General features: G+C 63.1%; 15 protein-coding genes and 2 pseudogenes. 10 read left to right on the plus strand and 7 right to left on the minus strand.

Going from position 1 to position 15,018, the window contains the following annotated elements; all coding sequences use genetic code 11:
• Positions 1–12: 12 nt before the first annotated feature.
• The 4 genes from CN311_RS07565 to CN311_RS07580 are packed head-to-tail and all read right to left on the minus strand — an operon-like array spanning position 13 to position 4,039.
• Positions 13–1,323: a Coenzyme F420 hydrogenase/dehydrogenase, beta subunit C-terminal domain gene (locus CN311_RS07565; RefSeq protein ID WP_097572709.1), complete on the minus strand. Its 1,311-nt coding sequence runs from the start codon at positions 1,321–1,323 to the stop codon at positions 13–15.
• 11 nt (positions 1,324–1,334) lie between these two features.
• On the minus strand, positions 1,335–2,249 hold the full coding sequence (locus CN311_RS07570) for a nitrilase-related carbon-nitrogen hydrolase (protein WP_097572710.1): 915 nt from the start codon (positions 2,247–2,249) through the stop codon (positions 1,335–1,337).
• Positions 2,234–3,664 carry a dihydropyrimidinase gene (hydA, locus tag CN311_RS07575; protein ID WP_097572711.1) on the minus strand — a complete coding sequence of 477 codons (1,431 nt, stop codon included), beginning with the start codon at positions 3,662–3,664 and terminating at the stop codon, positions 2,234–2,236. Before hydA ends, CN311_RS07570 begins: the two co-directional genes overlap by 16 nt.
• A gap of 24 nt (positions 3,665–3,688) precedes the next feature.
• Complete coding sequence (locus tag CN311_RS07580) at positions 3,689–4,039, minus strand: RidA family protein (protein ID WP_097572712.1); 351 nt, start codon at positions 4,037–4,039, stop codon at positions 3,689–3,691.
• Positions 4,040–4,451: 412 nt separating this feature from the next.
• Between CN311_RS07580 and CN311_RS07585 the strand changes: the two genes are divergently transcribed.
• Genes CN311_RS07585 through CN311_RS07610 form a run of 6 tightly spaced genes read left to right on the plus strand, consistent with a single transcriptional unit; the run spans position 4,452 to position 10,505 of the window.
• Positions 4,452–5,612, plus strand: coding sequence for an MFS transporter (locus CN311_RS07585; RefSeq protein ID WP_245440775.1), 1,161 nt, complete (start codon positions 4,452–4,454; stop codon positions 5,610–5,612).
• A gap of 10 nt (positions 5,613–5,622) precedes the next feature.
• Positions 5,623–6,372: an SDR family NAD(P)-dependent oxidoreductase gene (locus tag CN311_RS07590; protein WP_097572714.1), complete on the plus strand. Its 750-nt coding sequence runs from the start codon at positions 5,623–5,625 to the stop codon at positions 6,370–6,372.
• Between the two features lie 30 nt (positions 6,373–6,402).
• On the plus strand, positions 6,403–7,428 hold the full coding sequence (locus tag CN311_RS07595) for an NAD-dependent epimerase/dehydratase family protein (RefSeq protein ID WP_097572715.1): 1,026 nt from the start codon (positions 6,403–6,405) through the stop codon (positions 7,426–7,428).
• Between the two features lie 12 nt (positions 7,429–7,440).
• Positions 7,441–8,376, plus strand: a complete 936-nt coding sequence (locus CN311_RS07600; protein ID WP_097572716.1) for an allantoinase PuuE — start codon at positions 7,441–7,443, stop codon at positions 8,374–8,376.
• Positions 8,377–8,391: 15 nt separating this feature from the next.
• The gene (locus CN311_RS07605; protein WP_097572717.1) at positions 8,392–9,726 is read left to right on the plus strand and encodes a dihydroorotase; all 1,335 of its coding nucleotides are present in this window, start codon (positions 8,392–8,394) and stop codon (positions 9,724–9,726) included.
• Between the two features lie 5 nt (positions 9,727–9,731).
• Positions 9,732–10,505: an SDR family NAD(P)-dependent oxidoreductase gene (locus CN311_RS07610; RefSeq protein WP_097572718.1), complete on the plus strand. Its 774-nt coding sequence runs from the start codon at positions 9,732–9,734 to the stop codon at positions 10,503–10,505.
• Between the two features lie 80 nt (positions 10,506–10,585).
• Here the strand turns inward: CN311_RS07610 and CN311_RS07615 are convergent.
• A pseudogene (locus CN311_RS07615) lies at positions 10,586–11,127 on the minus strand (LysR substrate-binding domain-containing protein); the annotation flags it as partial.
• A gap of 98 nt (positions 11,128–11,225) precedes the next feature.
• Here CN311_RS07615 and CN311_RS07620 point away from each other — a divergent pair.
• The 4 genes from CN311_RS07620 to CN311_RS07640 all read left to right on the plus strand — a co-directional run bounded on the left by CN311_RS07620 (position 11,226) and on the right by CN311_RS07640 (position 13,743).
• Positions 11,226–11,516 (plus strand): hypothetical protein, encoded by a 291-nt coding sequence (locus CN311_RS07620; protein ID WP_097572719.1) that lies wholly within the window; start codon positions 11,226–11,228, stop codon positions 11,514–11,516.
• A gap of 594 nt (positions 11,517–12,110) precedes the next feature.
• Positions 12,111–12,413, plus strand: a complete 303-nt coding sequence (locus CN311_RS07625; RefSeq protein WP_097572756.1) for a DUF982 domain-containing protein — start codon at positions 12,111–12,113, stop codon at positions 12,411–12,413.
• A gap of 20 nt (positions 12,414–12,433) precedes the next feature.
• Positions 12,434–12,718 (plus strand): DUF982 domain-containing protein, encoded by a 285-nt coding sequence (locus CN311_RS07630; protein ID WP_097572720.1) that lies wholly within the window; start codon positions 12,434–12,436, stop codon positions 12,716–12,718.
• Positions 12,719–13,623: 905 nt separating this feature from the next.
• Positions 13,624–13,743, plus strand: coding sequence for a KTSC domain-containing protein (locus tag CN311_RS07640; RefSeq protein WP_245440776.1), 120 nt, complete (start codon positions 13,624–13,626; stop codon positions 13,741–13,743).
• On the opposite strand, the pseudogene CN311_RS07645 reads toward CN311_RS07640, so the two are convergent.
• Positions 13,740–14,377 (minus strand): annotated as a pseudogene (locus CN311_RS07645) (DUF6766 family protein). The gene CN311_RS07640 and the pseudogene CN311_RS07645 overlap by 4 nt on opposite strands.
• Positions 14,374–15,015 carry a cysteine hydrolase family protein gene (locus CN311_RS07650; protein WP_208866452.1) on the minus strand — a complete coding sequence of 214 codons (642 nt, stop codon included), beginning with the start codon at positions 15,013–15,015 and terminating at the stop codon, positions 14,374–14,376. Before CN311_RS07650 ends, CN311_RS07645 begins: the two are co-directional and overlap by 4 nt.
• Positions 15,016–15,018 lie beyond the last annotated feature (3 nt).

Genomic DNA, 15,018 nt, shown 5'->3' on the forward strand with positions numbered 1-15,018 from the left:
ATCACCCATCCTTCAACATGACTGCCCAACCTTGCTTTCGCGCGGCGCGGCAGGCGGCTCACCCAGGCGACCGCGGTGAGCGCGGCCGCGAGCGCCGCGCCCCTCGGCCAGATTCTCCGCCAGCGAATTCTGCAGGGCGCAATCTTCAAGTGCGAGGTCGGTGACGAAAGGCACCGGCTTGCCGGCGATCGCCATGCCTTTCAACCGCGCCCAGACGGCGCGCCGCTTGCGCACCTGGTGCGACTGCAACTCACTGATCTCGGCAATGCCGGTCTCGCGCTTGATCTCCAGCGCGCCGGTTTCGACCGCCGAGTCGAACAGCTCAAGGCCGCGCCGGGTGCGTACGATGATGCCGTTGAGCGGCTCGTCTTCGGCCGCAGGCCCGCCATTCAGCCAGGCATCCGAAACGGCGATGTCCGCCATCTGGCCGATCGCGTCCGGGCAGATCTTGCAGCGCGGCTGGATCATCCATTTGTCCTCGTCCTCCCACAACTGCCTATAGGTGAGTTCGAAGGCGCGACCGTCCCTGGTTTCGATCCAATTGAGGCCGGGATTGCCATGGCCGCGATAGCGGAACAGCGCGAGCTCGTCCTCGGCGAGGCCGAAACGCTGCAGCACCTGTTCCGATTTCGACAAATCCGATGCGCCGCCGCAAACGAAGGCCAAGGCATAGCGCATATATCGGTCGATGCGGGGATCGAGCCGCGCCAGGTTGCGCACGGCGGTGATGTCGCAAGGCTTGGCGATCAGCGCGAAGGGTTCGCCGCGATCGAGAATGTCGCAGAAATCCACCAAGGTCGCCGCCGGGCCATAGCGCGAGCCCGCGCCCTCAAGCATCGATGCGGCATCAAAGCTCAGCCGCCGTTCGCTGCGCATCGGCTGGGAATGTGATGCCGCGACATGCAGCACGAATTTGACGCGCCCGGAGCTCAGCAGGAACTGTCCGAGCGCCGTCAGCACCCCGCCGCCGGAACCGACAAACCGCACCGTGGCGTCTCCCGCGCGGCCAAGCACAAGCCGTTCGGCGGGCCCCCAGACAGTGTCGGTCAGCGCTGCCTCGCTAATCTGCGCCGGCGGCGGACCGGCGATCCGGGTCCCCGGGCAGACAGCGTTGATCCGCATCAAAGTCTCCTCGTCCAACACCTGTCTTGCCGCTGGCCGCTCGCGCCCTGCCGGTGTCATCACCATTTCGATTTCGCCGGCACCGGCGATCGAGCGGCAGAGGCCGCAGCCGATACAGAGCCCATTCTCGACGATCTCGCCGAGTGACAGCGGATCGGCCGCGCGCGGCATCGTGTCCTGATTGGCTTCGATGAGGCCCATCTCGCTCGATCTCAGACCGGTTCCGAAATGCGCCGGTACTGGTCGGGGCGGCGATAGAGCGCGAAGTTGAAATTCACCTTCCGGCAGGTCTCGATCAGATCGAGATCGGCGCGGTGGACGATGACCTCGTCGTCGAGCGACATCGCCTGCGCGGCGATCTCGCCGGTCGGCGCGATGATGCAGGATCCACCGATCAGTGCCTGGCCGTCTTCCAGCCCAGCCTTGGCGGCCGCCGCCACCCACAGCGTGTTCTGGTAGGCCCCTGCCTGCATCGGCAGATGGTTGTGGAACATTCTAAGATGCGCCAGCGCCGGCGCCTCGTCGAGGAGCAGCGGCGTGTTGTAGCCAAGCAGGGCGACTTCGGCGCCGTTGAGACAAAGCATGCGATAGGTTTCCGGCCAGCGGCGATCGTTGCAGATCGCCATGCCGACACGCACGCCGCGATAGTCGAAAACCGGGAAGCCGAGATTGCCCGGCTCGAAATAGCGGCGTTCCAGATGCGTGGTGATGCCTTCCTCCGGCTCGCTCGACCCCGGCACATGCATCTTGCGGTAACGGCCAATGAAGCGCCCGTCCGAGCCGACAAGGTCCATGGTGTTGAAATGGCGCGTCCGGCCTTCTTCCTGCGCGAGTTCGCAATAGCCGAGCGTGAAGCCGATCTTGAGGCGGGCGGCGGCATCATAGAGGCGCCGCGTTTCCGGCCCAGGCATCGCGCTTTCGAAGAAGGCGTCGATCTCCGCCTTATCGTCGATGCGCCAGCGCGGGAAGAAAGTGGTGAGCGCCATCTCGGGGAATACGGTAATCTCGGCCCCGGCAGAAGCTGCCTGCTCCAGCAGATGGACAAGGCGATCGACCGTCTCGCCTCGCGTCGCACTGCGTTGGATGGGCCCGGTCTGGGCGACCGCGATGGTCAGGCATCTAGCCACGGCGTGGTCTCCTCGACAGGTTTTCCGGAAAGAGCCGGATTGGCGGCGGTGCGCTCTACGAATTGTCCGAATCCCGGCCGCACCTGCAGCACGCCGTCTGCGATCACCGGCACGCCGCGCACCAGAACGGTGGTCGGCGTGCCGGTCACGCTTTTGCCCTCGTAAGGCGTGAAGTCGACGCGGGAATGCAAGGCCTTGTGGCCGAGCGTCCATCGCGCCGTTGGGTCCCATAGCGCCAGATCCGCGTCGAGCCCAACCGCGATCCTGCCCTTGCGATCGGCGAGCCCATAGATCGACGCGGCATTGCGCGAGGTGAGATCGAGATAGCGGCCAAGCGTCAGCCGGGCGGTCAACAGCCCTTCCGAGAACAGCAGCGGCAAACGCGTCTCGATGCCGGGAATGCCGCTCAGCGTGGTGTTGAAGGCAGGCGTCTGGGATCCACCTATCTTGTCCGCGAACCAGTATGGCGAGTGGTCGGAAGACCAGAGATCGATGCCGCCATCGATCAGCGCCTGCCACAGATGCTCATGGCTGCGCGGCGAACGCGGCGGAGGCGAAAAGACGAAACGCGCCGCGTCGAGAGCCGGCCGGTCGAGGTCGGCAGAGCCGATGAACAGATATTGCGGGCAAGTCTCGGCAATCGCATCCACCCCTCGCACGCGCGCTCGCGCCACCTCCTCGGCCGACTGCCAGGACGAGACGTGGACGATGGTCATGCGCGCGCCTGTCATTTCGGCGAAGGCCAGCGCACGATGCGTTGCCTCGCGCTCCATCGTCTCGCTGTGAGCAACGACATGGTAGCGGATATCGGTGCGGCCGAGATCGATCAGCCGCTGGCGTGTGCGCCTTATCGCGGCATCGTTCTCGGCATGGACCATGACGATCCAGCCAAGCCTGTGGGCGGTATCGAGCACCCTGAAAAAGAGGTCGTCGTCGACGGCAAAACCCTGATAGGTCATGAACAGTTTGACTGAGGCGATGCCACGGCCGGCAAGCTCGGTAAGCTGAGCCTCTACATCCGGGCCGGTGCCCATGGTCACCACGGCGTGCAGCCCGTAGTCGATCACCGCGCGGCCTGTGGCGCGATCGAGCGCTCGATCAATGGCGCCGACAGTGCTCATCTCGGGACCCGGCATGCCGAACGGGACGATGCATGTCGTGCCCCCGAAGGCCGCTGAGATGGTGCCGGACTCGAAATCGTCCGCATTGCCGGCCCCGCCCCAGACCGGCTGGTCGAGATGGCAATGGGCGTCGATGCCGCCGGGCATGACCCAACGACCGCCGGCGCTGATCACGGATTTACCGGCCAGGCTGGTGCCAATGGCGGCGATGCGGCCGTCGTCGATGGCGATCTCGCATTCGGCCCACCCGTCGTCGAGCGCAACCCTTCCGCCTTTGATCACCAGCTCATGCATTCGGTTTTCCCACCCCAATCGGCGTCAGCCGACCGCCGCCGTGACCATGATCTCGACGCGATACTGGTCGCCGGCAAGACGCGCCTCCACCGTCGCGCGCACCGGCATGGCGCTGCGGTCGATCCAGGCGTCCCAGGCTGTATTCATCATGTCGAAGTCGGCGATATCGCGCAGCCAGATCTGGGCGCTCAAAAGCTTCGACTTGTCGCTGCCGGCCTTGGCCAGAAGCGCATCGATCTTGGCGAAAATCTGTATCGTCTGCGCTGTGGTGTCGCCGGAAAGGTCGTCCGCCGTCAGGCCGGAGACATAGACGGTGCCGTTATGGCGCAGCACCCGGCAGAAGCGTTGGCCGTTCTCAAGACGTTCGATCGTCATCCCCTGGTCTCCTCTCGATCTTCGGCAGGTGACCTATCGTAGGGAGCGTGCAAAAGGACTGTAAAGCCTGTCGCACGACGCGAGGCCATTTTCCGCCGCTGGGATGGCCAAAAAAAATGACGCCATAGCCGTGTCAATCTTCGCTTGTAGGACGCATGATGAGGTGTAGCTTCTATCTGGGAGAGCAGCCGCCGGTCAGCGTGACTGCCAAGGGGAGCCGTCGCAATGCATAAGAATCCGGCGTCGGTCATTGATCCTGACTGCGATCGCCGGCGCCCGTCCTAGCCGGCCGACAGCGGCATTCATGGGGTCGATCGCTCAATCCGCGATGCGCTTGTGGCGGAACGCCGAGCGCTCCCGCGCCACGCTGCCGATGATGGCAAGCGTCTGTCTCTCCTGTATCGGCAGCGCCATGCTGACAACAGCCGTCTCGTTCCACCTCGGCAAACCCGGCGTCGACCCCGACATCGTGCAGATCGTGCTGACCGCCTATCCGGTCGGCTTCCTGATCGGATGCCTGATGACGCGTCCATTGGTCGCCCGCTTCGGGCATGAGCGGACCTTCCTTCTGATCCTGACAACAGCGCTGCTGTCGGCTCTGGGCTTCGTCTTCACCGACTTCATGCCGGGCTGGTTCTGCTTCCGGCTGCTCGGCGGCATGTCGATGGCCTCCATGTTCGTCGTCTGCGAGAGCTGGATCAATCTCTATGCCGAACAGCACAATCGCGGCGCGCTGTTCGCTGTCTACATGCTGACGACGGCGATCGCCGTGCTGCTCGGCCAGGTCCTGGTGGCGATGGTCGGTCCGCAATCTCCGCATCTGTTTCTGGTCGCCACGGCGACGGTGCTTGTGGCTTTTGCGCCCAACTTTGCCGGGCTGCGCTGGCCGGCGCTGCCTCCGGCGCCGGCCGATCCGGCGCCGGCCGATCCGGCGCCGGCGCCCGGAGCCAAGGCAGACAGGCGGCTCGGGCCGCTGGCGCTTTTCAGGCTGGCGCCGGTAACGGTCGTCGCGATTTTCCAGGGCGGCATCACCAACATGAACGTCTTCGTGCTGACGCCTCTTTACGGGACGCAGATCGGCCTGTCGGCGGCGGCCACGGTCTGGCTGGTGACCACGATAAGCATTGCCGGCATGGTGGCGCAGACTCCGGTCGGCTGGCTTTCGGACCGGTTCGACCGCCGCCTGATACTGCTGGCGCAAGGGCTGGTTTCGGTGACGACCTGCGCCGCGATCGCTTGGGTCGGCACTCTGTCGGTGCCTCTGCTGTTCGTGCTGTTCTTCATCTATGGCGCCACGGCGCTGACGATCTATCCGGTGGCAATGGCCTTCGGCGCATCGCAGCTTCATACCCGGCACATGGTCGCCGCCTCCGGCACGCTCCTCCTGCTCTACTCGATCGGCAATGTGGCAACGCCAGGCGTCGCAGCAGGGTTGATGGCGCATCTTGGACCTCCCGCCATGTTCCTGTTGCTTGGCGGGGGCGCTGCCCTGGTCACGTTGGCCGCCTGCTACAATCTTTTGCGCCGGCCGGTTACGGTGCCGATCATGCAAAACGTCGAGGAACGGCTTTGAGAGCGCCGCGATGAACCGTCTCAAAGGCAGCGTTGTCCTGATCGCGGGGGCCGCAAGCGGCATTGGCGCCGCCATTGCACGGCGCTGCGTTTCAGAAGGCGCCAGCGTGATCTGCGCCGACTACGATCTCACGGCGGCGCAAGCCCTTGCCGATGGGCTCGGCGCAGCCGCTTCCGCCTGCCGCTGCGACGTGACCGATGCAGGATCCGCCAGCGGCGCCGTGGACATCGCAAAGCAGCGCTTCGGCCGGCTGGATGGATTGGTGCACAACGCCGCCGCGCCATCGACCAACGCCACCGTCGTCGATCTCGACGAGCAGTCCTGGCGCCGCGAACTCGATGTCAGCCTGACCGGTGCGTTCCTGATGAGCAAGTTCGCGGTGCCGTTGATGGCGGCGGGTGGCGGCGGCTCGGTGGTGCTCATCGGCTCGCAGTTCGGACGGGTCGCGACCGGCAGGGCCGTCGCCTATTGCGCCGCCAAGGCAGGGCTGATCCATCTCGCCAAGGCAATGGCGGTCGACCATGCGCCGGAGAGGGTGCGCGTCAACAGCCTGTCGCCGGGCGCGGTGGCGACAGCGCGCCTGCTGCGCAGATTTCCGGACTTCGAGGCCGCCAATGCGGGTCTTGGCCCCGCCCATCTGCTCGGTCGCATCGCGGAGCCGGACGAGATCGCCGCGGCGGCGGCTTTCCTTTTGTCATCGGACGCATCCTTCGTCACCGGGTCCGACATGCTTGTGGACGGCGGCTATGCGACGCGCTGACCCTCGTGGTTCAACTGCAAAGGAGTTCGCATGACGCTACTCGTCACTGGAGGCACCGGCTTTGTCATGAGCGTGGTCGCGCGCGCGTGGCTCGACCGCGATCCGCAAGCCCGGGCCGTGATCCTCGACCGCTCCGGGCTCGACGCGGCAGCCGAAAGGTATTTCGCCCCCGTACGCGACCGGCTCACAATGATCGCTGCCGATATCCTCGACCCAAAGGCCTGGTCTGCGACACTCGACAAGCATGGCATCACGGCAATCGTGCATGGCGCGACGATCACGCCAATCTCGCGCGGCAGCGCCTCGGAGGCAAAGCGCCAGCCAGAGGCGGAAGACCCGGCCCGCATCGTCGACGTCAATCTGATGGGCACCGTTCGGATGCTGGACTGGGCGCGCGCGAGACCAGGTCTCAAGCGCTTCGTCTATGTCAGTTCCGGCTCCGTCTACCGTCACAATGGGCCCGACTGGGGTGGCGAGCCGCTGCCGGAAGACGGCTATGTCGCGCCGTTGACGCTCTACGGCATTTCCAAATTCGCCTCCGAGATGGTGACCAACCGCTATGCCGACCTGTTCGGCCTGTCGGCGGTCTCGGTGCGGCTTGCTTCGGTCTACGGCCCGATGGACCGCACGACCGAGAGCCGCAACTTTCGCCATGTTCCCAACCGCGTCGCGCATATGGCTCTGGCCGGCGAGACGATCAGACCGAACAGCCTGGAGCCCGTCGGCGACTATGTCGCCTCGACCGACGTTGCCGCCGCGATCCTTGCGTTGATCGATGCGCCGCGCCTCAATTACCGCCACTACAACATCGGCTCCGGATCCAGCCAGACCATCGGCGAGATCATCGGCTGGGCAAGGGAACGCGTGCCCGGACTGACGGCCGAGGTGACATCAGCAGGAGACGCCAATGTCGTCCAGGATGTGAGACTGAAAGGCGGCATGTGGGGGGCGTATGACATCGCTCGCATCCTACGCGACACCACATGGCGGCCGCGCCCCGGCAAGGAAGCCTTCCACGCTTACATGGACTGGATAGAAGCCAACGAAACGAGCTGAGAGGAACTTGCCATGACCCCGAGCGCTGCCTCGCAACCGCCCCAGTCGAGGGACTTCGTCGGCTATGGTCCGCATCCACCCTTCGTCGTCTGGCCCGACGGCGTCAAGCTCGCTATCAACCTTGTGCTCAACTACGAGGAAGGCTCGGAATATTCCTGGCTCGAAGACGGCCGCAACGACAATTGGGGCGAGTACAATCTTACCTCCAGCCCGCCGGTGCGCGACCTCGGCACCGAGACGCATTTCGAATATGGCAGCCGCGCCGGTGTCTGGCGGCTCGCCCGGCTGTTCGACCGTTACGACGTTCCGATCACCATCTCCGCTTGCGCGGTGGCGCTGGAGCGCAACCCGCCTTTCGTCGAATGGATGAAGACGCGACAGCACGATCTGCTCGGCCATGGCCTGCGCTGGATCGACTACACGACCATGGAGCGCAGTGAGGAAAAGCGCCATCTGCATGAAGCGATCGCGCTTTACCAGAAACTGCTAGGGAAGCGCCCGTTAGGCTGGAACTGCCGTTCGCTGCCCAGCGTCAACACGCGCGATCTGCTCGTCGAGGAAGGCGGCTTCCTCTACCACTCCGATCCCTGCAACGACGACCTGCCCTATTTCCTTGACCATCGGGGCACCGAAATCCTGGTCGTGCCCTATTCGAAGACGCTCAACGACAGCCGTTATCTCGTCGCGCCCGGCTACAGCAATCCGCGCGATTTCGCCGAGGATTGCCGCTCGGCGATCGATTACATGCTCGACGAAGCGGACGAGACCGGCGGCCGCATGCTGACGATCGGTATCCATGCGCGCTGGATGGGCCAGCCCAACCGCGCGTCGGGCCTGCGCGAGGTGATCGAGCACGTGAAGAAAAAGCCAGCCGCGGCCTTCATGCGGCGTGAGGATATTGCCCGGTTCTGGCTGGAGAACCATGTCGGCTTCGAGCGGCGCGGCTAACGGAAGCAAGACGGCATGTTCGAAACGCTGATCCGGGGAGCCACCATCGTCAACGCCGAAGGGTTCGAGCGGCGCGATATAGGCATTACCGGCGGCCGTATCGCAGCGCTTGTCGCGCCTGGCGAGACAGCTTCGGCCAGGACCGTTATCGATGCGGCCGGTGCCTATCTGCTGCCCGGCCTGGTCGACGCGCACGCGCATCTGCGCGAGCCCGGACTGACGCACAAGGAGGACTTTTCCTCCGGCACGCATGCCGCAGCCCTTGGTGGCGTGACGACGGTGCTCGACATGCCGACCGACGAGCCTTGGACGGCCACGGCTGAACAGCTTGCCGACAAGATGGCGATGGCCGAAGGCCGCATCCATGTCGATGTCGGCCTGCAGACCGTCGTCAGCCGCGACCTGTCGCTCATCCCTCGCCTGCTGGACTTGGCGCCGGTCTCGTTCGAGCTTTTCACCGCTGATGTGCCCGATGACTTCCTCTTCGCGACGCTAGACGCCGTGGCCGAAGCGTTGAAGGCTTTCACCGGCGCCGAAACTTTGATCGGCATCTCGCCCGGCGATCAATCGATTCTGGTGGGCAGCACAATGCGCGACGGCTCTGGCTCCATTGCCGCCTTTCAGGCCAGCCGGCCGCCGCTGGCGGAGGCGAGCGGCATCGCCCGGGCGCTTGCCGCCGCATGCATGGCCGAGACCAGAATTCATGTCCGCCAGATCAATTCCGAACTCGGCGTCGAGGCGTGGAGCCGGCTGCGCGGCATGGCCGACGCCAGCGTCGAAACCACGCCGCAGAACCTGTTCTTCACGGCGCAGGATTACGAAACACAAGGCGCCAATCTGAAGGCCTCGCCCCCCCTGCGCTCGCCGCATGATGTCGATGCGCTGCGCGCGGCGCTAAGCGCCGGCCTGATCGACATCGTCGCCACCGACCACGCGCCGCATGCACCGGCCGAAAAGGCGGCGCCTTACGCGGCTTTCGCCGACATTCCGGGCGGCATGCCGGGATTGCAGACGTTGCTGCAGGCGATGCTGAAACTGGTCGACGAGGGTCTGATCGAATTGCCCGATTTGGTGCGCCTGTGCGCCCGCAATCCGGCCGAGCGCTTCGGGCTTGGACGGCGCAAGGGGAAGATCGCCGCCGGCTGCGACGCCGATATCCTCATCCTCGATCCGCGCCAGTCGAGCACGATCGCCAATTCCGATCAGGTGTCGCGAGCGGGTTATACGCCATTCGACGGCTGGACCGTCCAGGCGCGGCTGACAAGCGTCTTCCTGCGCGGTCGCGAGATCGTGCACGAGGGAAAACTGATTGGCCCGAAAGTTGGAAATATCATCACCCGGGAAAGCTGAGGACCATGCCCCTGCTCGCCAACAAGACCGCCATCGTCACCGGAGGCAGTTCCGGTATCGGCCGCGCAATCGCGCTGAAATTTGCGGCCGAGGGCGCTAGCGTCGTCATCGCCGACACGGTCGAGCGGCCGATCGAGGGCGGCGAGAGCACCGTGGAGTTGATACGCTCGGCCGGCCGAGCTGCCGTTTACATCCGGACCGACATCTCTGACTGGAGCGCCGTCGACGGACTGGTCGGTGCGACGGTCACGCAGTTCGGACGGCTCGACGTGATGGTCAACAACGCCGCGATCTACACCAGCACCAATCTGATCGACACCACGCCGGAACAATGGCAGCGCGTCATTGGCGTCAACCTGACCGGATTCTTCTACTGCTCGAAACGGGCAGTGATACAAATGCTCGCCCAGGCGCCGGTCAACGACGTGCGCGGCCGCATCATCAACATCTCCTCGCAGCATGGCATGGTGGCCTGCCCAGGCGACCTTCCCTACTCAGTGAGCAAGGGCGGCGTCGTGCAAATGACACGGCAAATCGCGGTCGACCACGCCGACGATTTGATCGTCTGCAATGCGATTGCGCCAGGCAAGATTGTCACCGGCAAGCCGGGTGTCGCCAACGATCCCGACGCGCTCGACTACTCGCGAAGGCGCACGCCATGGCCGCGACTTGGACATCCGAACGATGTGGCCGGAGCCGCCTTGTTTCTCGCCAGCGACATGGCGAGCTACGTTACAGGCATCAACCTGATGGTGGACGGCGGCTGGATGGCGGGCTGAACAAGGGAGACTTAAGCCCGACCGCGCCAACGGCGCACTCGGTCAATAGAGCAGTCTAGGACGCGTTATGCGGATGGGCGCTATCGCCACCGCCTCACATGTTCGACGAGTGCCCGAAGCTTTGGAGCGAGATTGCGCCGGCTGGGATAATAAAGAAAAAAGCCGGCAAAGAGGGGCAATACTCCTGAAGGAGAGGGAACTAACTGACCAGATTCGACATAGGGTTTGAAGGTGTCCTCCATCCCGAAGGTGATGCCACCGCCGGCACACGCCGTGCGGATCATAAGCCACATGTCGTTGGTGGTGATCTGCGGGTCGACAGCCACGTCGAACTCGCGTCCATGCTGGCCGAATTCCCAACGATAGGGTGCGCTGCGTGGCGCTGGACGCCAGCCGATACAGCGGTGGGCGGAGAGATCCGAAGGATGTTCGGGCTTGCCAAAACGTTCGATGTAGGACGGCGCAGCGAAGGCGCCCTGGCGCTGCTCGCCCGACACCGGAACGGCAATCATGTCCTGATCGATGACTTCGCCCAGTCGTACCCCGCGTCATAGCCTTCCGCGACAATGTCGAATTCCTCGTCCGTGACGGTCACGTCGATCTGAACGGTGGGAAAGGCATCCTTGCTGGTTCCATTCGACAGCCGCGGTATGGGAGGCGGTTCGCCGGAACATCCTGCCGCCCCGACGGTTTCCTCCGAGGCGGAGGCGCAATCAAATCATGGAGATCGAGATGGAACCGCGCAACAAGCGAACCACCCAGGAAGATCAGACCGAAGCCCCGGCAATCGAACAGCAGGATTGGGATGCGGTCGAAGGTGCCAAAATTGCCCCGGATAGCGTGGCGGCCGAGGGCGGCGGCGATGATGCGACGGAAGCGGACGGAACGCTTCCCGATGAAGACGACGACAACGCTTACCAGAACAGCGACGAAGCCTTGCCTGATGACGACGAGGAGCGTGTTCTGTCGCGCGATCCCTCGAAGGAAGGAAGCCGCTTCGACGAAGTATAAGTTGAGTTGGTGGAGCCATGCTCCATCAAACTGGTATCGATATCGGCCGCGCACGAACTCATTGAAGAAGCGCCCTTTCGAGGAAGAGGCCTTGAAAGCATCGCCGCTCGGACCAACCATAGCGTCCTTGTCGGCGCATCATACCGCGATGGAGGGCATGCAACGTAATTTTCAGGCCGCCCTGAGGTTCCGCCATGTTGCGAGCTCGCAAAGCCGGCCGGCTTGCGATGCCGGTAGGGCTGCCTGTCTGAGACGCATGGCATCGACCAAAGAAAGAACCGTTGTGTCAGATCGCCAGGGTGAACTCTCAGCACACTCCCCGGCATTCAGAATCATGTCTACGGGCGTCAACGCCGCGGCCAGCATGCCGGATAGGGCTCGCTAAGCCAACGAACGTCCCCGCTGGTTCTGTTTCGATATCGCGGCGACGGAGAAAGATATCTGTAAAAGAGGCAGTTACACGAACCATGTCGCCCCGTCTGTCCCCTATCTTGACGACGACCAAGAGGAAACACATATCGATCGCTGGCGAAGGCTGGCGACGGCCTGCGCCTATTCAGAAACGCGAAAAATTCGTTCGACTTGGAGGATCTGATGAACGATCGGATGTTCGATACCCCCGTCTTCGTGAATGACGGAAACAGTCTCATCAAGGAGATTGCTTGCCTCGAAGACGCGCTGGAATTTCTCTACGAATGGCCCAGGAACCGCCGCGGCGTCATTTACGATACGGCTCTTCGAGCCTGCCAAAGAGCATTCGACAGCAACTATCCGTTGTCGGCAGCAAGACAGGCATTTGCCGGCTTTGCTAGGTCGGTCCAAATCCTTGAGGAAATCAGCACGCCGCTGCCCTGGATGGCCGCAAAAACGGGCCAGAGGGGCGGTTTGGCCACGTGACCGTATAATGGGAGGTTACAATGCTTTCGAAGCCCTTCGAAAAGCCGATTAGCGTATGGGTCGGCCTGGGTTTTCCCCGGCAACTCAACACCGTGGTCGACGCCTACCAGTTTGCGCAGGAATGGTGCGGAAACAGTCCTGAACAGAAGGCCGCAATTCGTGCCTGTAAAGCCGCGCTGACCGGTGAGATCGACGCCGAAACCGCGCGGGGAGTGTTCGTCGTCTTTGCCCGGAAAAAAGATATCCTGATGGAAGATAGCTCGGTACCGGTCACGACTGCCGGACCGCATGCGCATCACGTTTAATTCCGTGGGGGGCGGCAGCATCTGCCGCCCCCACTGCCTCGCGGCTCGCCCACCATCGTTTGCCGAGTTCCGCCTTGGGCTGGCTTATCGAACGGACTTACAAGCGCGACGGGCCGGACCCAGCTAACGCGGTGAGTGCTTCAGCCAACCCAAGATCGCTAGGGTTTGGGTTTTCAGCTTAGTGACGAAGGCCGTCGCTTTTGTGGCCGAAGTCAGGATCTGTTCGAACTGGAGCGAAACATCCTCCAAAACGCTACGATCTGCCCCAGCGCCATGCTGGCCCACTCCGTGGCTTTCGAAGAACTCCAACACTCTGCCTGCAACGTCGCATCGTATGATGGGATCGTCCGAAAGATGATCAGTCACATTCCATTTCAGCAAGATTCCCGCCTCCCCCATGACGGGGAGTTACCATCCACCGGTGCTTTGCACAGTCGGCAAATGACGACGAATAGCGATGCCGTAAGCCCGGCTCTTGCCCTTTGTAATCTATGGGTAAGCATGCGGCGCAACAATTCATTCAACGATCGACGGTATAAAGGTGGCGGCTCCGTTGCCTTTTTGCGGGGGGTTTCCGGAGCCGCCGTGCATGGTCCATTAGACCGCGCTGTTTTAGAATAGGACAGGTCGCCCTTACAAAACGTTAACCATAGAGCTCATTCCCGGCCGACGGCTGCACTGTCGGCGGCGCTGCTTGAGGGGCTTGATTGGCGGCGGGTCATGAGCCCGCCGAACGCTCGCTCCGGCGCAGGCGAGCTGATCCGCGACCAAGTGAATCAGCCTGGATTCCGCTGTCGGCCGGAACTGGCGAATATGGTTTGATCCGATCATGGCGATGACGGCGGACCATCTTCCCGACGATCCGTATGTGCTGAAGGCGATGGTCCTGGCCCGGAATTGCAGCTGTGCCCGCCGAAACCTACGCAGCTTTTCGAAATGCCTTCGCCAAGGGCCGCTTCTTCAACGCGCACATCCGCGACCAGTTCAGGTACCGACACGCTGGTGGACAGGAGAATACGGGCTAGGCTCCTGTCTTGGCGTTTGGAGCGCCAGTGGGTTTTGACTCTGGCGAGCCCTTGTGGCGGAGGAAAATCGACAAGACCACCAGCACCGCGGTGGACATGAACTCCGACTGCCAGTTCTGGAATGATTCGAACCAGAGTTCGGCATCAAAGAGATAGCTGGTCAACGTTTGGACCTCGCCACCGTGCCGAAGCGCTTCCTCGTTCGCCGCTGCCGGGCTCGCCCACCAATGCAGGCCGAACGAAACAGCAAACAGAATAGCCAGCGCGGTTCCCAGAGAGTAGGAATAGAGCCATGACAGAATGGGATTGCGTCTGCGCTTGGAGGTTGGAAGTTCGTTGTCAGGGCGGTCGGGGTCGTCTGGATCGCGCGACTCGGCAGAGCCGCGCTGAAACAGCATCGCTGTCAGGATGACGTAGGCCGACATCTGCAGAAATTCACTTTCCTAGTTTTCGAAGAGGGCCGAGAGGAAGTCTCCGCTCGCAGCGTAGTCAACCAGACCGATTGCGGGCAAACCATGTTGACGGAGCTGCTCGCTGTAGGCAGCGTGCCCAGACCAATCATACCGAGGGTGCTGAACAGGAACAGCGCCACCAAGGCAATCGTCAGGCCGTTGTCGCGAAAAAACGTTCTCACGATTGGATTCTCCGATCGGACGAGGCTGGTGAGCGCCAGCCATCAAGAACCTCGCCCATCTCCGCAATCTCGACCTGCTCGCTGTAGCGCGAGCGATAAAGTTCCATCAGCGCATCGTGGGTCTGGTCGGCGGAACTGCAAATGGCGTCCGTGACAATTACGGTTCGAAAGCCCCGGTCAATGGCGCCGAGCACGGTGGCAAGCACGCAAACGTCCGTCTCACCACCGGTGATCACGAGGGTGTCGACCCCCGAGCCGTGGAGCAGAGCGTCGAGTCGGCCTTCTGTCCAAGGTGAATAGACCCGCTTGTCGAGGACTTTGGCTGGTGGAACGAACCTTGCCAGCGACGGCATCAGCTCAACGAGCGTCGGGTCGACGTTGGCAAGAGTGACCTCCGCCCAGCGCCGGTAGTAGCGCGCCCACGTGCCTGGCCCCTGGCCCGGATGGGCCGCAGGGACGAACCGCGTGAACAACGTTTGCCTTGGCCGTTTTGCGACCAACTCTTCAATCGCCGGCAGTATCCTTTGCGCCCATGGGACGGCCCACGGGCCACCCGGCGCAAACAGACGCTGCATGTCGACGCACAGATGCAGGCAGCTTTCTCCCAGAAGCCCGTGCACCAAGCCTCGAGCTGCCATGAT

The organism is Mesorhizobium sanjuanii (genome assembly GCF_002529485.1).
In the GTDB taxonomy this organism is placed as follows: domain Bacteria; phylum Pseudomonadota; class Alphaproteobacteria; order Rhizobiales; family Rhizobiaceae; genus Mesorhizobium; species Mesorhizobium sanjuanii.